This window comes from Rhodococcus sp. SORGH_AS_0303, assembly GCF_030819335.1.
GTDB lineage: Bacteria > Actinomycetota > Actinomycetes > Mycobacteriales > Mycobacteriaceae > Rhodococcoides.
The window spans coordinates 56,697-74,889 of sequence record NZ_JAUTBO010000001.1 but is presented as its reverse complement, the minus strand read 5'-3'; the positions used below and the strand labels follow the sequence as shown (position 1 = coordinate 74,889).

20 protein-coding genes are annotated in these 18,193 nt (G+C 69.6%); 9 read left to right on the top strand and 11 right to left on the bottom strand.

The features are described from left to right. Positions 1-71 precede the first annotated feature (71 nt). Positions 72-863 (bottom strand): SDR family NAD(P)-dependent oxidoreductase, encoded by a 792-nt coding sequence (locus tag QE449_RS00405; RefSeq protein ID WP_027506578.1) that lies wholly within the window; start codon positions 861-863, stop codon positions 72-74. A 135-nt stretch (positions 864-998) separates the two neighbouring features. Here QE449_RS00405 and QE449_RS00400 point away from each other — a divergent pair, with 135 nt between their 5' ends. Beyond that, entirely contained in the window at positions 999-2,255 is a 1,257-nt protein-coding gene (locus QE449_RS00400; protein ID WP_307107990.1) for a CdaR family transcriptional regulator, read from the top strand. A 70-nt stretch (positions 2,256-2,325) separates the two neighbouring features. Further along, the gene (locus tag QE449_RS00395; RefSeq protein ID WP_037186456.1) at positions 2,326-3,204 is read left to right on the top strand and encodes an alpha/beta fold hydrolase; all 879 of its coding nucleotides are present in this window, start codon (positions 2,326-2,328) and stop codon (positions 3,202-3,204) included. Here the strand turns inward: QE449_RS00395 and QE449_RS00390 are convergent. Both QE449_RS00390 and QE449_RS00385 read right to left on the bottom strand, forming a co-directional pair. Next, positions 3,180-4,034 carry an LLM class flavin-dependent oxidoreductase gene (locus tag QE449_RS00390; RefSeq protein ID WP_307107989.1) on the bottom strand — a complete coding sequence of 285 codons (855 nt, stop codon included), beginning with the start codon at positions 4,032-4,034 and terminating at the stop codon, positions 3,180-3,182. The genes QE449_RS00395 and QE449_RS00390 overlap by 25 nt on opposite strands. Then, complete coding sequence (locus QE449_RS00385; RefSeq protein WP_307107988.1) at positions 4,031-5,023, bottom strand: YafY family protein; 993 nt, start codon at positions 5,021-5,023, stop codon at positions 4,031-4,033. The genes QE449_RS00390 and QE449_RS00385 overlap by 4 nt, the downstream gene beginning before the upstream one ends. A 110-nt stretch (positions 5,024-5,133) precedes the next feature. On the opposite strand from QE449_RS00385, the gene QE449_RS00380 reads away from it, so the two are divergent. Beyond that, positions 5,134-5,544: a VOC family protein gene (locus tag QE449_RS00380; RefSeq protein ID WP_027506581.1), complete on the top strand. Its 411-nt coding sequence runs from the start codon at positions 5,134-5,136 to the stop codon at positions 5,542-5,544. Here QE449_RS00380 and QE449_RS00375 read toward each other — a convergent pair. Continuing rightward, entirely contained in the window at positions 5,522-6,415 is an 894-nt protein-coding gene (locus tag QE449_RS00375) for an amidohydrolase family protein (RefSeq protein WP_307107987.1), read from the bottom strand. The genes QE449_RS00380 and QE449_RS00375 overlap by 23 nt on opposite strands. 85 nt (positions 6,416-6,500) lie before the next feature. On the opposite strand from QE449_RS00375, the gene QE449_RS00370 reads away from it, so the two are divergent. After that, a complete protein-coding gene (locus tag QE449_RS00370) occupies positions 6,501-7,352 on the top strand; it encodes an SDR family oxidoreductase (RefSeq protein WP_222626243.1) in 852 nt (283 codons plus the stop codon). Here the strand turns inward: QE449_RS00370 and QE449_RS00365 are convergent. After that, on the bottom strand, positions 7,349-7,960 hold the full coding sequence (locus QE449_RS00365) for a TetR/AcrR family transcriptional regulator (RefSeq protein WP_056443188.1): 612 nt from the start codon (positions 7,958-7,960) through the stop codon (positions 7,349-7,351). The genes QE449_RS00370 and QE449_RS00365 overlap by 4 nt on opposite strands. Before the next feature lie 44 nt (positions 7,961-8,004). Between QE449_RS00365 and QE449_RS00360 the strand changes: the two genes are divergently transcribed. From QE449_RS00360 to QE449_RS00350, 3 genes are read left to right on the top strand one after another with little or no spacing between them, the layout of a single operon-like run. Beyond that, positions 8,005-9,558: an acetyl-CoA acetyltransferase gene (locus QE449_RS00360; RefSeq protein ID WP_307107986.1), complete on the top strand. Its 1,554-nt coding sequence runs from the start codon at positions 8,005-8,007 to the stop codon at positions 9,556-9,558. Beyond that, positions 9,555-10,352: an enoyl-CoA hydratase-related protein gene (locus QE449_RS00355; protein WP_027506586.1), complete on the top strand. Its 798-nt coding sequence runs from the start codon at positions 9,555-9,557 to the stop codon at positions 10,350-10,352. The genes QE449_RS00360 and QE449_RS00355 overlap by 4 nt, the downstream gene beginning before the upstream one ends. Beyond that, positions 10,337-10,912 (top strand): DUF6518 family protein, encoded by a 576-nt coding sequence (locus QE449_RS00350; protein ID WP_307107985.1) that lies wholly within the window; start codon positions 10,337-10,339, stop codon positions 10,910-10,912. Before QE449_RS00355 ends, QE449_RS00350 begins: the two co-directional genes overlap by 16 nt. A 6-nt stretch (positions 10,913-10,918) precedes the next feature. Here QE449_RS00350 and QE449_RS00345 read toward each other — a convergent pair whose 3' ends face one another. The 4 genes from QE449_RS00345 to QE449_RS00330 form a co-directional block, all read right to left on the bottom strand. Further along, positions 10,919-11,671, bottom strand: a complete 753-nt coding sequence (locus tag QE449_RS00345; RefSeq protein ID WP_307107984.1) for an NADPH-dependent F420 reductase — start codon at positions 11,669-11,671, stop codon at positions 10,919-10,921. Positions 11,672-11,681: 10 nt separating this feature from the next. Beyond that, positions 11,682-12,440, bottom strand: a complete 759-nt coding sequence (gene modA, locus QE449_RS00340) for a molybdate ABC transporter substrate-binding protein (RefSeq protein WP_222626248.1) — start codon at positions 12,438-12,440, stop codon at positions 11,682-11,684. 66 nt (positions 12,441-12,506) lie between these two features. Next, a complete protein-coding gene (locus QE449_RS00335) occupies positions 12,507-13,046 on the bottom strand; it encodes a thioesterase family protein (RefSeq protein WP_051613550.1) in 540 nt (179 codons plus the stop codon). A gap of 37 nt (positions 13,047-13,083) precedes the next feature. After that, positions 13,084-13,524, bottom strand: coding sequence for a MarR family winged helix-turn-helix transcriptional regulator (locus QE449_RS00330; RefSeq protein WP_027506590.1), 441 nt, complete (start codon positions 13,522-13,524; stop codon positions 13,084-13,086). 77 nt (positions 13,525-13,601) lie between these two features. On the opposite strand from QE449_RS00330, the gene QE449_RS00325 reads away from it, so the two are divergent. Then, positions 13,602-14,849, top strand: coding sequence for a multidrug effflux MFS transporter (locus tag QE449_RS00325; RefSeq protein ID WP_373428231.1), 1,248 nt, complete (start codon positions 13,602-13,604; stop codon positions 14,847-14,849). Here QE449_RS00325 and QE449_RS00320 read toward each other — a convergent pair. Both QE449_RS00320 and QE449_RS00315 read right to left on the bottom strand, forming a co-directional pair. Then, the gene (locus QE449_RS00320) at positions 14,833-16,209 is read right to left on the bottom strand and encodes an ATP-binding protein (RefSeq protein WP_027506591.1); all 1,377 of its coding nucleotides are present in this window, start codon (positions 16,207-16,209) and stop codon (positions 14,833-14,835) included. The genes QE449_RS00325 and QE449_RS00320 overlap by 17 nt on opposite strands. Next, positions 16,206-16,910: a response regulator transcription factor gene (locus tag QE449_RS00315; protein WP_056443205.1), complete on the bottom strand. Its 705-nt coding sequence runs from the start codon at positions 16,908-16,910 to the stop codon at positions 16,206-16,208. The genes QE449_RS00320 and QE449_RS00315 overlap by 4 nt, the downstream gene beginning before the upstream one ends. 158 nt (positions 16,911-17,068) lie before the next feature. On the opposite strand from QE449_RS00315, the gene QE449_RS00310 reads away from it, so the two are divergent. Continuing rightward, on the top strand, positions 17,069-17,686 hold the full coding sequence (locus QE449_RS00310) for a hypothetical protein (protein ID WP_307107983.1): 618 nt from the start codon (positions 17,069-17,071) through the stop codon (positions 17,684-17,686). Positions 17,687-18,193: the final 507 nt, after the last annotated feature.

The following is an 18,193-nucleotide window of genomic DNA, read 5'->3' as shown; positions in this document are numbered from 1 at the left end:
CACTCCTCGGTTGCGTGTGACGAGATGGACCACCGAGCGGTTCGGAAGTCATCGCGGAGGGCTGTCGCGATTCACACGCTCCGCGCCGCCAGGCCGCCGTCGACGGGGAGGCAGACCCCGTTGATGTAGGCCGCGTCGTCCGAGGCGAGAAAGACAGCCGCATTGGCCACGTCCTGTGGCGTGCCCATCCGTCCGGTCGGACTCGCGGCATGGCGGGCGGCCAGTGCGGTCTCGCGGGACGCGTCGTCCACCAGGGTGTGCGAGACCAGGGGTGTGTCTATCAGCCCCGGCAGGATCGCGTTGACCCGGACGCCGAACGCGGCGTACTCCAGCGCCAATGCCACGGTCAGCTGATTCACTCCGGCCTTCCCGGCGGCGTAGGCGGGATAGGAGTACCCGGTGTACCGGATGCTCGCCAGCGAGGAGACGTTCACAATCGCGCCGCCCCCCTCCGAGAGCATCCACGGAATCGTGTACTTGCAGGTGAGGAACACCCCGGTGAGATTGAGCGACAGCGCGGCGTTCCACCGGTCGAGGCTCAGCTCGGTGACGTGTCCGGTGGTCACCGACCCGACGTTGTTATGCAGGATCGTGGGCGGCCCGACGGCGTGTGCGGCGGCGTCGACAGCGTCGCGAACGCCGTCCTCGTCCGTGATGTCCGCCGCGATCGCCATCGCTCGTCCGCCGTCGTTCACGATCTCCTTCGTCGTCAGTTCGGCCTCGGCGCGGTCCCGGTCGATCGCCACCACCGTCGCCCCGGCCCTGGCATAGGCGAGTGCGGCGGCGCGGCCGTTGCTCATGGCTGTTCCGCTCGACCCTGCGCCGAACACGAGCACGACACGGCCGGACAGTGACGGTGGCATGGCGGGCTCCGGATTCCGAGGGCGAATGTGACCTCTCGATGGTCGTCGACGGGTGGGGCCCAGAACCAGCGCGCCGCGTCGAGCGACAGCGCGAAACTTCCACCATCTGTAGGAAGAACTGGGAGGGTGACATTCATGACGGGCACCCCGAGCGTCGATGCTCGCCTCCTGGAGCTGATCGATGCTCTGGCCGAACATCTCGGCCGGTCGGTCGTGGTCGACGACCCGGCAATCCGGTTGATCTGTGCGAGCAGGCATTTCGGTGACGAGGATGCCGTGCGCGTCCGCGCGGTGTTGCAACGCGACGCCGGTGCCGACGTCGGCCGGTACGTTCTGTCCCGAGGCGCCGGACGGTGGCACGGAGCGCACGTCCTCGAGGCGAGCCAGGACCTGGGGCTGAACGCGCGGCTGTGTGTGCCGCTGCACGGGCCGGGATGGTTACTTGGTTTCCTCATGGTCATCGATGCCGACGGTTCTCTCACTCCGGACGAGATCCGGCACATCGAGAAGGTGAGCCGGGACGTCGCATCCGTGATGCATGCAGGCGTCATCGCATCCGGCGAGGACTCCGTCGAACAGACGGCAGCGTTGCGCGATCTCCTCGGCGACGACGAGGCCGCCCGGCGCGCCGCCGAGGCGTGGTTCGTGAGGAACGGGGGGCCGACGGGGTCGGCGTGCGTGACCGTGGTGTCGTTCGTCGTCACCACGCTGGGCACGCCGGACGCCTCGGTCGCGACGGCGCTGCAGGTGGCCGTCGACATGGCGGCGCGGACGCGCGGTGTCGCGGCGCAGCACCTCGTCGACGACGACCGCGCGATCCTGTTACTCGCGTCGGAAGCGGTTCCGACGCGCGCGGGAACGTTCGAGCACGTTCGCCGGGTGACGGAGGGCCTCGATCGGGTGCTCGGCGCCGGCTCCTATCGCTGCGCCGTCGGCGTCGGCATCTCGACCGAGGGACGCGCAGGCGCGTGGCGTGCTCGCCACCGCGCGGACGTCGCGTCACGAGCACCGTCCGCCGGCGCCGTCTTCTGGGACGACCTCGGGGTGGACGCGGTGCTGCTCGAGCTTCCCGCGGAGGTGATGGTTCCGGAATCCGTCCCCGCACCGCTGCGCCGCCTCATGGAGAAGGACCCGTCGGGACGGCTGACGTCGACGCTGCGGTCGTTTCTCGACCACGGTGGTTCCGTCGCGAGGACGGCCGCCGAACTCCACATGCATCGGACGTCGCTCTACTACCGGTTGGACCGGATACGGGAGATCACGTCGCTCGATCTCGACTCGGGACGGGATCGGCTGCAGCTGCATCTGGGGCTGCACCTACATGACCTGACCTCGCAGTTCCGACATAACGAGGATCGTGGCACCGCGCATCCCGACGGACAGAGGTGGTGACACAGGTCACCATGGCGCGACACTCGTTCAGTCGGTGTCTCCGCCGGCACCGACCCGAGGAGCCGCAACCATGATGGTCACCACCAGCGACGGGTGTGCGCTCGACGTCAGAGACAGCGGTCCCGGATCAACCGGTGACACCCTGGTGTTGATGCACGGATGGTCGCAGTCACGGGCGATGTTCGACCGCGTGATCCCTCTGCTCGCACCCACGCATCGGGTGGTGTCTTTCGACCTCCGTGGTCACGGACTGTCGGGCAAGCCGGCGACGGGCGCGCGCGTCGCGCGGCTGGCAGCCGATCTGCACGAGGTTCTCGACGCCCTCGCGGTGGATCGAGCGTGCCTGGTCGGACACTCGTTGGGGGCCTCGGTCGCCTGGAGCTACCTGGACACTCACGGATCGTCCCGCGTCGACTCCCTCGTCGTCGTGGACCAGCCGAGCGCCTGCGCCGTCCTGCCGTGGATGACGGCCGAGGACGGCAGGGATGCGGGTGCGATCCTGGACGTCGCCGGTGCCGACGCTTTCGTGGCATCGCTGACGTCTCCCGAGAGCGACGCGATCCGCCACGCGTTCCTGGTGTCGATGCTCTCCCCGGACATCGGAGCCGACGACGTGGAGTGGCTCTACCGGGAGAACCTTCGGATGCCGGCCGCGTGGGGTGCGCGGCTCCTGTTCGATCACATCATGCAGGACTGGCGAGACGTGTTGCCCGGCATCGACGTTCCCACCCTCGTGATCGGCGGCGCGGTCAGCCACGTGTCGACCGCGTCTCAGGCCTGGACTGCCGACCGCATCCCCGGCGCCGAACTTCGCGTTTTCACCAGAGCCGAAGGGGGCAGCCACTTTCCGTTCTTCGAGAATGCCGCATCCTTCGCCCCCGTGCTCCTCGACTTCCTCGCCGCACACAGTGTTCCGTCGGGTGCTCAGCGCACCGCCGCAGCCGTCTGACCGAGCACCTCGATCAACCCCTCGAGATCGGGCTCGTCGTCGGTGGGGTGGGCGACGACCGTCGTGATGCCGAGGTGCCCCAGGCGGGCGACCTCGTCCGCCACCTCCGCCGCGCCGCCGGTGACCGCGAGCCCGCTCGTATCGGACTTGCCCCAGCGCGCGACCTCGTCGCGAATGCGGTCGTCCGCGCCGGCGCCCACCGCCACCAGTCGAGGGGCGATGATGCGATGGTCGGCGGAGCGCCGCGCTGCGACCACCTCGGCACACGAGGCTGCCAGTTCGTCGTCCGACATCGCGGACGCGAACAAGGTGCCGTCCGAGTGGGATGCCGCGTAGCGCAGCGTCTTCGGACCGGTACCGCCGAGAAAGAACGGTTCGTCGGGCGCCGGCCACTGCAGCTGCACGGCATCGAGGGAGACGTACCGGCCGTCGACGGTGACCTCCTCCCCGCGCAGCAGCGCCTGCAGAGCGGTCGAGTACTCGTCCAGCAATGTCATCGGAGACGCGACGCGGGCGCCGACCTGCCCCATCCAGTGCTGCACGCCGTGTCCGGCACCGGCGAGGAACCGGCCGGGGAACAGTCGATGCAGCGACGCGACCTCCATGGCGCACAGGGCGACGTTGCGCAGCGGCACGGGCATGAGTCCCAGGCCGACCTGGATGCGCTCGGTGCTCACCAGCACTGTGGCCGCGGTCGTCAGCCCACCGTGGCTGAAACAGTCCTCCCACAGCCAGAACTCGTGGAGTCCCGCCTCTTCCGCGGCGCGTGCGGCCGTGATCAGCCGGGCAGGGTCGTGGGCGGGGGTGAACACGATGCCGAGTCTCGTCACGAGTCAGTCGTAGCAGATCGAGCGCCCGCCGGGGGCGCGTCGCGTCGTTCTGGGCGGAGACGTGCCGCGACCGTGGCCATCGCCGTCACGAGATCGGGCGGGGAGACGTCCTCGAGGTCTGCGTCGAACCGTGCGAGGGACGCGGCCACGGCGACCCACGACCACGAGCCGACCGTCACGCGGCACCGCTCTGCGTCGACGTGTTCCACGGACTCGTCCGACTCGGCGAGGAACGGCCGCAGCGCCTCGTCCGGCAGACGGACGACCGCCTCGCCGACGCAGGGCCAGGTACCCGTCTCCGATCCGCGGAGTCGCGCCTGGAGCAGGCGACCGGCGGAGCCGCCCGGGACGGGCCGCGGTGTGAAGCGTCGGCCGGTCGGTGGGCGCAGCTCCATGCGATCGAGTCGGAAGATGCGCCAGTCGTCGCGCGCCAGATCCCATGCCACCAGGTACCACCGCGCCCGCGCGGTCACGACGCCGTAGGGCTCGACGTGTCGCGACGAGGGTTCGGACGAGGGGGACGTGTACGCGAACCGCAGTGCCTCGGTGCCGACCGCACCGGCGACCGCCAGCAGTGTTCGGCTGTCGACCAGGGGCGCGGACTCGGGCGGAGGCGTCGTCGCCACGCGGTCGAGTCTGTGGCGCAACCTGCTCGGGAGCACCTGACGCACGGTGGCGAGAGCTCGGGCGGCAGGCTCGGCCACGTCCACGCCGAGTGACGTGGCACCGCCGAGGGCGACGGCGAGTGCCACCGCCTGGTCGTCGTCGAAGAGCAGAGGCGGAAGGTCGGCGCCCGCGTCCAGGCGATAGCCCCCGTCAGGCCCCTTCGCGGACGACACCGCGTACCCCAGCTCGCGGAGCCGGTCGACGTCCCTCCGGACGGTGCGCGGACTCACCTCGAGTCGCCGAGCCAGTTCTTCGCCCGGCCAGTCCCGTCGGTGCTGCAGCAACGACAGCAGCGTGAGCATGCGTGACGAGGGTGCGGGCATGCCGCCGATACTGCCCGAAGTAGCGGACAGAAACTGGCCGCTTCGACCGACACAGTGGGTCTGCAGGCGGTGATCGCCGCCCGCGAGAGACCACCCACGAGGAGAACCCCATGACCGTGACCAGCACCCTGCATCTGAACTTCGACGGCCACGCGCGCGCCGCGCTCGAGTACTACCACTCGGTGTTCGGCGGCGATCTCGTCGTGGTGCCGTACGGCGACACGAGCCCAGATCAGGCCGACCAGGTGGTGTGGGGCCAGGTCTCCTCGCCGGACGGCTTCCACGTGATGGCCTACGACGTGCAGCACGACCTCGTGCGGGACGCGGGCCGCAACGCCTTCTACTTCTCGTTGCGCAGCACCGACGCCGACGCGATCACCGGCTACTGGACGGCGCTCGCTGCGGGGTCGACCGTCGAGGTGGAACTCGGTCCGTCGGTGTTCTCCCCGCTGTACGGCAAACTCACCGACCGCTTCGGTGTCGTCTGGATCATCGACGTCATGGTGCCGTACGGCGGCTGAACCGGGCCCAGTTGTCGTGCAGCACAGCGCGGGACCAGTCGTCACCGAGTCCGAGGCCGACCACGCTCTCGACCGCGTGCGCGTACGAGTAGGGGATGTTGGGGAAGTCGCTGCCGAACACGATCTTGTCCTGCAGGTCGCGCAGGCGCGGCAACGCCGATCGCGGGTAGGGCGCGAGCTGTTCGGTGAAATCGGTGAACACCATCGTGGTGTCGAGCCCGACGTTGTCGAACGTCTCGGCCAGGGTGAGGAAGTCCTCGTACTCGGGCATGCCCATGTGCGCGATCAGCAGGGTGAGTGTCGGAAAGCGGCGCAGTAGTGCGCGGATCGGGTCCGGTCCGGTGTGGCGACCGGGTTCGGGTCCCGATCCGCAGTGGATGACGACGGGTACGGCGGCGTCGTCGAGAACCGCCCACACGTCGTCCAGGTACGGATCGTGGACGTCGATGTTCCCCACCTGCACATGGCATTTCATCACTCCGACCCCGTCCTCGACGGCGGCACGGACGTACCGAGGAGCGTCCGGTTCGGGGTGAAAGGTGGCGGTGCGTACACAGTCGGGTGTCCGGCCCGCGAACTCCGCGGCCCACCCGTTCAACCACTCCGCCATGCCGGGCTTGTGCGGGTACAGCAGGGACGTGAACGTCCCTACCCGGTACCTGCGCAGCAGGTCGGTGCGTTCGTCCTCGTCCACGCGGTACTCGATCGGCCACGCGGTACCGAGGCGGTCGTCCACGGAGTCGAAGTAGTTCCACACCTTGGCCAGAACGCTGTGCGGCATGAAATGCGTGTGCACGTCCACCAGTGACTCGAGGCGGAGGTCGTCGAGCACTCGGTGGACCCGGCGGATGTCGTCGTCACGGTTCTGCACGGGATCGATCCTCGCATCGCCGGGGCGGCCGCGACGGCACTCCGGACCCTTGACTTTGCGGACACTGCGTGTCTGTAATAAGACGATGACGGGATCACTGCAGGGACGAGTCATCGCCATCACCGGTGGCGCACGGGGAATCGGCCTCGCGACGGCGCGCGCGCTCGTCGCCGCCGGCGCCAGGGTGGCGATCGGGGACGTGGACGCGGACGCCCTCGCCGCCGGGGCCGAGTCCGCGCGGGTGCACCTGCACGGAGCACTGGACGTCACGGACCCGGCGTCCTTCGACGCCTTCCTCGACCGCGTCGAGCGTGAGCTGGGCCCGGTCGACGTCCTGGTCAACAACGCCGGAATCATGCCGGTCGGGGCGCTGACGGACGAGCCGGACGCGGTGGCACGCCGGATCATGGACGTGAACGTGCACGGCGTCATCATCGGCACCAAGTCGGCGCTGCACCGCATGGTGCCGAGACGGCGCGGACACGTCGTCTCCATCGCCTCGATGGCGGGTGAGACGGTGGCGCCAGGCCTGGCCACCTACTGCGCCAGCAAGTCTGCGGTCATCGCGTTCACCGAGGCGGCGAGGGTGGAGTACCGATCCTCGGGCGTCGAGTTCTCCCTGGTCCTGCCGTGGTTCGTCAACACCGAACTCACGGCGGGAACGAGAGACGTGCCCTTCATGAAGAAGGCCGAACCCGAGGACATCGCGCAGGCGGTGGTCCGGCTCGTCGAGAAGCCGCGACCCAAGGTGCGCATCCCGGCCTCGGCCGGCGCGATCGTCGTCAGCCAGCGCTTCATGCCGCGCCGACTCGGTGAGTTCGTCAGTCGCCGTTTCGGATCCGAGCAGATCTTCCTCGGCGACGTGGACGCGGAACGGCGTCGCGCGTACGAGGACAGGGCGCGCGGGCAGTCGTCCGCTCCCGAGTCGACGCGCTAGCGGCGCACGCTCGCCAGCACCGCGTCGACCAGTCCGTCGATGTACGCGTCGTCCGCGGTGGCGGCGGACGGCGCCTCGGTCGCATCGTGTGCGAACAACACTCGGCTCAGAACGGCGCCCGTGAGCATCTCGAGCAGCAGTGTGGTCCGCACGTGTTCCGGTAACTCGCCGCGGGACACGGCGCGGCGGACGATGTCTCGGGTCGCGACGAATCTGCTCGTGCTGATGGTGGCGGTCAGCGCCTCGAGCAGATCGGGATACACGCGGGCGTCGAGGGCCACGCGCACGGCGATGAGCCCCGAGGAGTCTCGGTAGCCCCGCAGGAGTTGACGAGCCAGTTCCGTGAGATCGCCTGTCAGGGTGCCGGTGTCGATGGGGTCGACGAGGGGGAGCACGGTCTCCAGAGCCCCGGTGAGGAGTGCCTCCTTGGTGGGCCACCGACGGTAGATCGCCGCGCGGCCCACGCCACCGCTCTTGGCGACGGCATCGATGGTGAATCCCGCCCACCCGGTGCGCCAGTACACGTCCACGACGGCGTCGTACACCCGCGATTCCATGGCGGGGTCGCGTGGCCGCCCCCGTCGCGCCGTGCCGTCGGTCGACTCCATGCCATCAGATTACAGACAACTGGTGTCTGTAATAAGGTGATCCCATGTCACAGGAAGCAGACCGCATCCCGGTCGTCGTGGGCGTGGGCGATGTCGTGTCCGGCAGCGCCGGCGCTGCGGCCGACCCCGTGGAGCCGATGGAGCTCGTGCTGCGCGCGGTCCGTGCTGCGCTCGACGACAGCGGAACGTCGGCGCTCGGCGCCGCGGTGGACGCGATCCACGCCGTGCGCACGACGAGCTGGAACTACGACGATCTCCCGGCTCTGATCGCAGCACGGCTGGGGGCATCCGCGCCGACGCGGTCCACCAGCACCATCGGCGGTCACCACCCCGCGCGCCTGATGGACCGAGTGGGGCACGACATCGCCGCCGGTCGCAGCTCCGTGGCACTCGTCGTCGGCGGCGAGACGCAGGCATCCGTGCGAGCACTGACGAAAGCCGGAACGGATCCCGTCGAGCTCGGCTGGGCCGTCGCACCGGGCGGCCCGCCGACCTTCGCACCGGACGACCTCGGCAGCGCCGAGATGCAGCGAGCGGGCATCCTCGCCCCCGTCCAGATCTATCCGCTGTTCGACCGCGCTCGGGCCGACCGTCTCGGTCTGCGACCCAGCGAGTCACTGACGGCGTCGGCAGAGCTGTACTCGCGGTTCTCCGCTGTCGCGGCGCGACATCCGGTCGCGTGGAGTCCGGTCGAGCGGTCGCCCGACGACATCGCCGGCGTGGACGCGTCGAACCGCGCGGTGTCCGACTGCTATCCCCTCGCCATGAACGCCATGCCGTTCGTCGACCAGGCCGCTGCGGTGCTGGTGTGTTCGCTGGCGGCAGCGCGCGCGGCCGGGGTGGACGAGGACCGCATCGTGTACCTGTGGGGCGGCGCCGGTGCGTCCGATGCCCCGGAAATCATGGCGCGCAGCACCTTTGATCATTCACCGGCGCTCCGAGCGGCGGTGCGCACCACCCTCGCCGCGGCGGGTGTCGCGGGTGCCGATCTCACCTTCGTCGATGCCTACAGCTGCTTTCCCGTCGTCCCTCTCCTGTTGATGGACGAGCTGGGACTGTCGTCGGATGCCACTCCCACGGTCCTGGGCGGCCACTCGTTCTTCGGTGGGCCGCTCAGCAGCTACTCGTTGCACGCGGTCGCGGAATCGACCCGGCTGCTGCGACAGTCCCGCGGCGGACGCGCTCCGGCGATCGCGATGGTGCATGCGAACGGCGGCTACCTCACCCACCAGCACACCATCCTGTTGTCGACCGATCCGCACGAGGCCGGATACGTCGGGAACCCCGATGCGGTGAGCGTGTCGGCGACAGCGGTACCCGTGACGCACGGCCACAGCCGTCGCGCGATCGTCGAGACGGCGACTGTCATGTTCGGGCGCGGCGGGGAACCGGAACAGGCGCTCGTCATCGCCCGCACACCCGAGGGTGACCGCATCGCCGGTCGTACCGGGGCGGACGCCGCGGCGGCGCTTCATCGAGTGGTCACCGACCGCGACGTCTCACCGGTCGGCCTCACGATCGACGTGGTGGACGAGGGCGGGAACCTGGACATCACCCTCGACTCGATCACGGCGAACGGCAGGGGAGTGCGGGCATGAGCGATCAGGACGTGGTTCTCACGGAACGGCGCGGACACGTGCTGCTGGTGACGTTGAACCGCCCCGCCGCGGCCAACAGCGTGAACGCAGAGGTGCACACCCTGCTGGGCGAGGCGTGGGAACTGGCGGACGGCGACGAGTCGATCCGTGCCGTCGTGCTCACGGCGGCAGGCTCCGGCACCTTCTGCGGCGGAGCCGATCTGAAGGCACTCGGCACGCGGGGTCCCGACGGCGTGACCCCTCCGGAGACGGCACACTGGGGCTTCGCCGGCGTCACCAGGCACCCGATCTCCACGCCGATCGTCGTCGCGGTCACCGGGAACGCGCTCGGGGGTGGGACCGAGATCGCGCTGTCCGGTGATGTCGTGATCGCTTCCACCACTGCACGATTCGGGCTTCCCGAGGTGCGTCGCGGGCTGATCGCGGGAGCGGGCGGACTCTTCCGGCTGGTCGACGCGATCCCGCGAGCGATCGCGATGGAACTGATCCTCACCGGTGAGCCCATGAGTGCGGACGACGCGGCGCGGTGGGGACTCGTCAATCGTGTGGTGGAACCGGACGCCGTTCTCGACACGGCGCTTCGGTTGGCGGAGACCATCGCGGCGGGAGCGCCTCTCGCGATTCGCGCCAGCAAGGTCATCGCCCGGGGCATCGTCGACGGGCGCATCCCGTCCGAAGCGGCCGCATGGGAGGAGACCGACCGCGCGCTCGCGCAGTTGTCCACGTCCTCCGACACGGTCGAGGGGATCATGGCGTTCATGGAGAAGCGCGAACCCCGGTGGACGGGGCGCTGATCGGCGCACGACGTCTCGTCGCGGCGGCCGCGCTCGGGTCCGCTGCGGGTGTGGCCCTCGTGGTTCTGTTCACCATCGTGCCGCCGCCGTGGGATGCGCTCGTGAACACGAGTGCGCTGTGGGGCATGGTGCCCTTCGCGGTGGCGGCCCGGTCCCCGCACGGACGCGGTGTGGCAGTCGGAGTCGCGTCGATGCTCGCGCTCGTCCTCGTGTGGATCCTGCTGTCGCCGAACGTGATCACCGTGCGGGAAGCGCTTGTCTTCGGCCTCGTCGGACTCGGTGCGGGGGCGGTGTGCGGCGCAGCCGGTGCTGCTGTCGGGCGTGGCCGCCGTGTGAGCGGGACGGTGGTCATGGCGGGGATCGTGCTCGGTGAGGCGGTGTACGGGGCCGTCGTGGTCGGCGGTCCGCACTGGTTCGTGGAAGCCGCGCTGGCGGGCATCCTCGTGCCGGCGTGTTGCCGCACCGCGGCGACACGAGTCCGTGCGGGACTCGGTGCCGCCGCGGTGGCGGGTGCGCTGTTCGGCGCCTACTGGGCCTACGACGCGGTGCTCACCACCTGAGGGGTGTCAGGCCTTCCACTCCGCGGTGCGTTCCGGGGTCGCCTGCGCCAGCGCATCGACCGTCGCGTCGACTCCGAAGTCCCTGCCGTACACGGGTGTACCCGGCTGCTGGCGCCAGGAGTCGGCCAACGATCCGGCGTCGACGACGTCGAAGCCGATCTCGTCGATGACGGCGGACACGATCTTCTTGGCGTCGGCATCGTCGCCGGCGATCGGCAGCGCGATGCGGCCCTCGGTGCCGGCCGGGACGCCCTTGCTCAGGAGGTGCTTCCACCAGATTCCGTTGAATGCCTTCACGACCGGCTCGCCCAGCAGTTCCGAGACCCACACGCTCTCCGGTGTGCCGTCCTCGATCGCGTCGATCTTGCCGTCCCGCTGCTGCGGGTAGTAGTTGTTCGTCTCGATCACCGGAGCACCGGGCTTGCGGGCCGAGAGGATGCCGGACGCGAGGTCCGGCGTGTTCTTCTGCGGGATGCTGACGATGACGAGATCCGCGTCGGTCGCGGCGTCCTTCGCCCAGACCGCGGTGGCGCCGGTCTCGGACGCCAGATCCGCGAGGGTCTCCGGATCCCGAGAGTTGGCGACGGCAACCTCGTGGCCCACGGCGCGCAGCCGTCGGGTCAGGGTTCCGCCGATGTCGCCTGCTCCGATGATGCCGATCTTCACGTGCTTCTCCTTCGGTCGTGCAACGAACGTCTCGTTCGGCCAACCCCGTCCGCGCGGGAATGATTCCCCCGTGGCGGCGGATCCTCGGCGCACCGGCGGTCTCTCAGGGCGCGCCGAACCCGGCGTCGGCCAGCACCTTCCGTCCGTCGGGACCGGAGACGAAGTCGACGAAGGCGCTCGCGATGTCCGGTGCGCCGGAGTCGGCCAGTGCGGCGATTGGATAGGAGTTCACCGCGCCCGACGCCTCCGGGAACGGCACGGTGACGACGGCGTCACCGGCGCCGGCCGCGTCGGTGACGTAGACCAGGCCGGCATCGGCCTGACCGGACGTGACCTTGCCCAGAACGTCCGTCACGGACGATTCCTCGCTGGCAGGGGTGAGGCTCACCCCGGCGGCCGTCTCGATCTTCTCGGTGGCGGCACCGCACGGAACCTGCGGCGCGCACACGACGACCGTGGCCCCGGACGTCGCCAGGTCCGAGAACGAGCCGATCCCGGCGGGGTTGCCCGGCGGAGTGACGATCGTCAGAGTGTTGGTCGCGAACGTGACCGGGTCACCGTCGATCAACTCGGCGTCCCGTGCCTTGTCCATGGTGATCGTGTCCGCCGAGGCCAGAACGTCCCCGGGCGCACCCTGCGACAACTGGGACACCAGATCGGACGACCCCGCGAACGTGAACGTCACGGTGGTACCCGGGCGGGTCTGCTCGAACTGCTCACCCAGCTCGGTGAACGACGCCTTCAGCGACGCGGCAGCGAACACGGTGATGCCGTCTTCGGCCGGTCCGGGCGAGGAGCACCCCGTGAGCGACAGTGCCACCACCGCCGCGCACCCCAGCACTGCGATCCTCGTCGTCACCATGTCGGCTCCTTTCGCCGCAGATGCGGTTCGAAGGAGACCATATAGGAGCATGCGCGCCCGGAAGGGTCAGACGTCCTCGAATGCGGCGACCACGAGATGCTGAGTGCGTCGGCCGAGCGGAATCTCTGCGTCCGGGCGGCGAAGTGGGGCTGCATCGCCGTCGAACAGGGCGACGATGTCGTCGGTCGGTACCGAGGATCCGCTGTCGTCGAGAAACCTGAGGGCGACGATCGCGGTCGCGTGGACACGTCCGTCGACGTCGAAGATCTGTTCGAGATAGGCGTTCTTCGCGTCGACACCGAGGAAGCGGGTGGACACCGAGAACTTCGTCCACAGGGTGAGGGAGCGGACGTACGTGATGGTCTGTGACGCGACGACGGGATGCCACCCGCGTCCACGCAGGGCTCGCCACAGGCCACCGCGCACGAACATGTCGACTCGACCCGCGTCGAGTACGGACAGGTATCGACCGTTGTTCATGTGCATCAGCACGTCCAGATCGGACGGTGCGACGCGGAACCACGTACGGGTCGGGTCGACCCGTACCGGCCCGCGTCCCGTGCGCCACGGCGCCATCTGTCGGAGCAGGCGGAGCGACATCAGCATGGCGTCACTATGACGGTTCGGTCGCCCCGCGGAGTCGTCAGGGTTCGGTCGGCATGGACGTGAGGTGCGCGAGGAGCGGCGCGGCACGGGTGAGCAGAGCCGCATCCTCCGCTGACATGGCCGCGAGTCGGCGTCCGACGGCGTCGATCCACACGTCGTCGATCATCTCACCGTGTCGACGTGCCGTGGCGGTGGAATGCAGCCGACTCGACCGTCTGTCACCGGGATCGGTGTCCCGCGCGAGCAGCCCCTTGTCGATCAGACGTCGCACCGTCGTGCTGACGTTGCTGCTGTGCAGGCCCAGCATGCGGGCGACGTCCGAGACGGTGGTCCCTTCGTGGCTGACCACCACACGCAGAACCTCGAGTTCGGAATGGGGGAGGGCGGGCAGTCCGGACTGTCGTTCGCCGAATCGGCGCAGCGACCACACGAGAGCCCGCACCTCGCGGGCGATGTCGATCACATCGGACTCGCTCACTGGACTTCCAGACGCCATGACTGACATTCTACTCATGTGAGTATGTATAAAGTTATATCCAATACGGAGGCCACCCGATGAGCGTCGACACTCGGTCCGGCGACACCGGCGACTCGACCGCCGCGCGGCCGGTGGCGTCCGGCGTGATCGCGATGCTGGCGCTCCTTGCCGCCGTCGCGCCCCTGTCCATCGACATGTATCTGCCGGCATTCCCCCGCATGGCCGAGGAGTTCGGTGTCAGCGCCACGGCGATCCAGCTGACCCTCACGACGTTTCTCGTCGGTCTCGCGATCGGCAACCTGGTGATCGGGCCGCTGTCCGACCGCTTCGGTCGACGCCCCTTGCTCCTCGTGGGCACTTTCGTGTCCATCATCGCGACCATCCTGTGCGCGTGGTCTCCGACCGTCGAGTGGCTCACCGTGTTCCGGTTCTTCCAGGGCTTCACCGGCGCCGCCGGCGTCGTTCTCTCCCGCGCCGTCATCAGTGACCGTGCACGCGGCGCGGCGGCCGCCAAACTGTTCAGCCTCCTCGTGCTCGTCAACGGAGTCGCTCCCGTCATCGCCCCGCTGCTCGGCGGTGCGGTCATCGGTCTGACAGGGTGGCGCGGCGTCTTCTGGGTGCTCGCCGGTGTGTCCGTCCTGATGTTCGTGGGTGTGCTCGCACTCCTGCCGGAGAGTCATCCCGCCGAGCTCCGCAGCGCGGGCGGACTCTCCACCATGATCGCGGACGCACGGGAGGTCATGTCCAACAAGCGATTCCTGGGCTATGCGGGCGCGTTCGCCTTCGGCTTCGGCGTCATGTTCGCCTACATCTCCGCATCGCCCTTCGTGCTGCAGGAGGTGCACGGGCTTTCGACGACGTGGTACTCCATCGCCTTCACGGCCAACGCACTCGGCATCGTCGTCACCAGTGGTGCCAACGCCAAGCTCGTCGACCGCGTCCGTCCGGAAGCGCTGTTGCGCATCGGTCTCGTCTCGATGGTCGCGTTCTCGGCGCTGCTCGTCGTCGACGCGGTGGTCGGGCCCTACCTGTGGGCGACCCTGGTACTGCTGTGGTTCGCCGTCGCCAGCCTGGGTCTGGTGATCGCCAACGCGACGACTCTCGCACTGGGAGAGGCGCGCCGGGCCGCGGGCACGGGATCGGCCGTCATGGGCGCGGCCCAGTTCGGCCTCGCCGCGGTCATCTCGCCGCTGGTGGGACTCGGCGGCGAAGGCACCGCGGTGCCGATGGCCGTCACCATGCTCGTCAGCGCGATCATCGGCCTCGGCGGGGTGGTGTTCGGAACCCGTTCCCCCACAGAGCAGTCGGTCACCGAGGCACACTGAGGACGAAGGCGGTGCCGTCGTACACGACGTCGCCGCCGTGGGCCCGCGCGTAGGTTCGGGCGATGGTGAGGCCGAGTCCCGATCCCTCCGAGGTGCGAGCGCTGTCCAGCCGCACCATCCGGTCGAAGATCCGCTCGCGATCCTGAGCGCCGATGCCCGGTCCTTCGTCGGACACCCGGATCGTCGCGGTGGTACCGGCGTCGCGCACGTCGACGGTGACGACGCCGTCCGGCGGTCCGTGGCGCAACGCGTTGTCGGTGAGGTTGGCCAGGATTCGAGCGAGTCGTGCGGCGTCGACCGGCGCGACCACGCTCTCGCCGGTCACCACGACGGTCGAGTCCGGTGCGAGCAGCCGCGCCCGGTCGGCGTCGGCACGGGCCAGAGCGAGAAGGTCGTGGTCATGCCGATCCAACTCCACGTCGTCGTCGGTGCGCGCCGACATCAGCAGATCGTCGATCAGCCGGGATGCGCGGCGTGATTCACGAATCATCGACGCCAGCAGTCGTTCCCGCACGTCGCGCTCGGTGTCGACGCCGCCCCGCAGCAGCGTCTCGGCGGCGGCGGAGATCCCGGCGACCGGCGTTCTCAGATCGTGAGCAGCATCGTCGACGAACTGCCGTGTGCGATCGGCGGTGGCACGCTCGCGCGCCTCGGCTCCTTCGAGCTCGTCGAGCATCTCGTCGAATGCCGTTGCGGTCTCACCCAGCTCGGTGTCCGACCGGGTGGGAGCGAGTCGGTCACCGCGATTACCCCGGGTGATCGAACGGGCCAGTGCCGTCATGCTGCGCAACGGTCGGAGCGATGCGCCGACGACCACCGCCATGAGCAGTGCCGCCACCGCCGACGCGACGAGCACCAACGGAATCAGCACCACGAGCAGCTGCCGCTGCACCGCGTCGATCGAGGACGTGTCGACGGCGACCGTGAGAACCGATCCGTCGGTCAGGGTCGTCGTCGAGACCCGCGTCGGCCTCGTCTCCTCCGGGCCCGGTGGGGGTCCCGGCGGGGGACCGTCTCCCGGCGTCGTCGGGGGGCGTAGTGCGGGCGGCGGTGTCGTCGCTCGGAGCGCGAGGTCGCCGACGATACGGCCGTCCGTCGTCACCAGTTGCGCCGCCACGTTCTCTCCCTGTGTGGCGGAGACGATCTCGGTGGGATCGGCACCGTTGTCCAGCAGTTGCTGCGCGGTGGCGGTGCGGCCGGCGAGGCTGTCTCCCGCCGAGGCCTCGAGCTGGCGTTGCAGCAACACCGTCGTCGCCACGACGATGCCGACGAGCAGGACGAGCACCACCGACATCACCGACACCAGCAATCGCAGGCGCAGAGATCCGGTGCGGAGACCGCGACGGGGTGGGGTCGTCATGCCGTCGGACTCACGGTGTCGGCGGCCAACACGTAGCCGATGCCGCGCCGGGTGTGGAGGATGCGGGGGCCGAACTCCTCGAGCTTGCGACGCAGCGCGCTGATGTGGACCTCGACGAGGTTCTCGTCGTATGCGTCGTACCCCCACACCTGCGTCAGGATCTGGGTCTTGGACACCGTTCGCCCGCGCTGAGCGGCGAGGTAGGACAACAGCTTCCACTCCGTGGCCGTCAGGTTGAGGGCGTTGCCGCCCCGACTGGCGTCACCCGATTCGGTGTCCACCGACACGTCTCCGCACTCGATCGAGGTGGCGACCGCGCCGTGTCGACGGAGCACCGCGGTGACGCGGGCGAGGAGCTCCGCCATCGCGAACGGTTTCACCAGATAGTCGTCTGCACCGGCGGTGAGCCCGGTGACGCGGTCGGACACCGAGTCGCGCGCCGTGAGCATCAGCACCGCCGCGTCGCTGCTGCGGCGCGCGACCCGCAGGAGCTCGAGTCCGTCCCGGCCGGGAAGCATGATGTCCAGGACCACGAGGTGGGGTCGGTGGTTCGCGAGCGCGGCCTCGAACGCGGAACCGTCCGCGTCGGACCGGACGTCGGCACCCAGGTCGGCGATCGCGGTGGACACGGACAGCCGCAACGTCTCGTTGTCCTCGATCACGAGGATTCTCGGGGTCGCTGCTGCTCGCCGTTCGGTCACGACACCACTATGCGGGTCCCGAGCTGAAGACTTGCTGAAGACGAGGCCCTGATCGCCGCGACTTCAGGCAGGCTTCAGGTCCACGATCGAGTGTCGACCTCACGAACGGCGCCGCCCGGTGCCGACGAGAGATGAGGACGACAATGTCGACAAGAGTCATGCGTGTCAGGACAGGCCGACTGATCGCCGGAGCAGTGCTCGCCGGTGGGCTGCTGCTCGGAGCGGTGGGAACCGCGTCCGCCGACGGCCCGGGCGAGACGCCCCCGGTCTCCGAGAGCGCGGCGCCCGACGCCTCGGCGCCCGCAACACCCGCACCCGACGCTGCGGCACCCGACGCCGGTGCGACGTGCGCGACGCCTCCGGCTCCGGCGGAGGGTGCACCGACTCCGCCCGAGGGTGCGCCAACCCCGCCCGAGGGTGCTCCGACCCCGCCCGAGGGTGCTCCGACTCCGCCCGAGGGTGCTCCGACCCCGCCTGCTGCGGGTGAGGATGCTCCGACTCCGCCCGAGGGTGCTCCCACTCCGCCTGCTGCGGGTGAGGATGCTCCGACTCCGCCCGAGGGCGCCCCGACCCCGCCTGAGGGTGCACCGGCTGCCCCCGAGGGCGCGCCGGCTCCGCCTGCGCCCGGTTGCGGTCCTGACAGTGGCCCGGCGGGCCCCGGCCATGGTGGTCCGGCCGGTCACGGGCCTGCAGGTAAGGGTCCGGGCGCAGCGCCGGGCGCTCCGGCGCCCGAGGGTGCTCCCGCACCGGCCGAGTGCGAGGCCCCCACACCCTGATCATCTCGCGTGGTGTCGGCACGCGTTGTCGGCACCACGCGCACGGGTTCCAGCGCCGTGCACCCCGTTCAGCTGGCTGAAATGGGTGTTCACCTGCAGGAAGGGGTGCGCATCGCCCGGTGCCCAACCCGTTCGCCCGAATCGTGGACTTCTGCCACCGCTCTGCGGGGGTGACCGTCCACGATCACCGCCGTCGTTCGACCCGCACGGGTTCCAGCGCCATGCACCCCGTCCAACCGGCCGCAGTGGGTGTTCGCCTGCAGGAAGGTGCGCACATCGCAGGTGCCCGACCCATCCGCCCGAATCGTGGCCTCCCTCTCGGGGGCCGCGCGTCCGCTATCAGCGCCGCACCCGCACAGGCCCCAGCGCCGTGCACCCCGCAGTGGATGTTCACCTGCAGTAAGGGGTGCGCATCGCCTACCGCATCGCCCACAGCGCCGACCCCCCGACCGACAGCACCCCGCCCAGCCAACCGTGAGCCATCGAACAGTACGCACTCTCACTATC

Excerpts from the sequence above, each read along its gene's own strand:
- QE449_RS00325 (WP_373428231.1), top strand. The coding sequence starts at position 13,602 with ATGAGCGTCGACACTCGGTCCGGCGACACCGGCGACTCGACCGCCGCG.
- QE449_RS00405 (WP_027506578.1), bottom strand. The coding sequence starts at position 863 with ATGCCACCGTCACTGTCCGGCCGTGTCGTGCTCGTGTTCGGCGCAGGG.
- QE449_RS00360 (WP_307107986.1), top strand. The coding sequence starts at position 8,005 with ATGTCACAGGAAGCAGACCGCATCCCGGTCGTCGTGGGCGTGGGCGAT.
- modA (WP_222626248.1), bottom strand. The coding sequence starts at position 12,440 with ATGGTGACGACGAGGATCGCAGTGCTGGGGTGCGCGGCGGTGGTGGCA.
- QE449_RS00365 (WP_056443188.1), bottom strand. The coding sequence starts at position 7,960 with ATGGAGTCGACCGACGGCACGGCGCGACGGGGGCGGCCACGCGACCCC.
- QE449_RS00355 (WP_027506586.1), top strand. The coding sequence starts at position 9,555 with ATGAGCGATCAGGACGTGGTTCTCACGGAACGGCGCGGACACGTGCTG.
- QE449_RS00380 (WP_027506581.1), top strand. The coding sequence starts at position 5,134 with ATGACCGTGACCAGCACCCTGCATCTGAACTTCGACGGCCACGCGCGC.
- QE449_RS00335 (WP_051613550.1), bottom strand. The coding sequence starts at position 13,046 with ATGCTGATGTCGCTCCGCCTGCTCCGACAGATGGCGCCGTGGCGCACG.
- QE449_RS00310 (WP_307107983.1), top strand. The coding sequence starts at position 17,069 with ATGCGTGTCAGGACAGGCCGACTGATCGCCGGAGCAGTGCTCGCCGGT.
- QE449_RS00320 (WP_027506591.1), bottom strand. The coding sequence starts at position 16,209 with ATGACGACCCCACCCCGTCGCGGTCTCCGCACCGGATCTCTGCGCCTG.
- QE449_RS00370 (WP_222626243.1), top strand. The coding sequence starts at position 6,501 with ATGACGGGATCACTGCAGGGACGAGTCATCGCCATCACCGGTGGCGCA.
- QE449_RS00400 (WP_307107990.1), top strand. The coding sequence starts at position 999 with ATGACGGGCACCCCGAGCGTCGATGCTCGCCTCCTGGAGCTGATCGAT.
- QE449_RS00385 (WP_307107988.1), bottom strand. The coding sequence starts at position 5,023 with ATGCCCGCACCCTCGTCACGCATGCTCACGCTGCTGTCGTTGCTGCAG.
- QE449_RS00395 (WP_037186456.1), top strand. The coding sequence starts at position 2,326 with ATGATGGTCACCACCAGCGACGGGTGTGCGCTCGACGTCAGAGACAGC.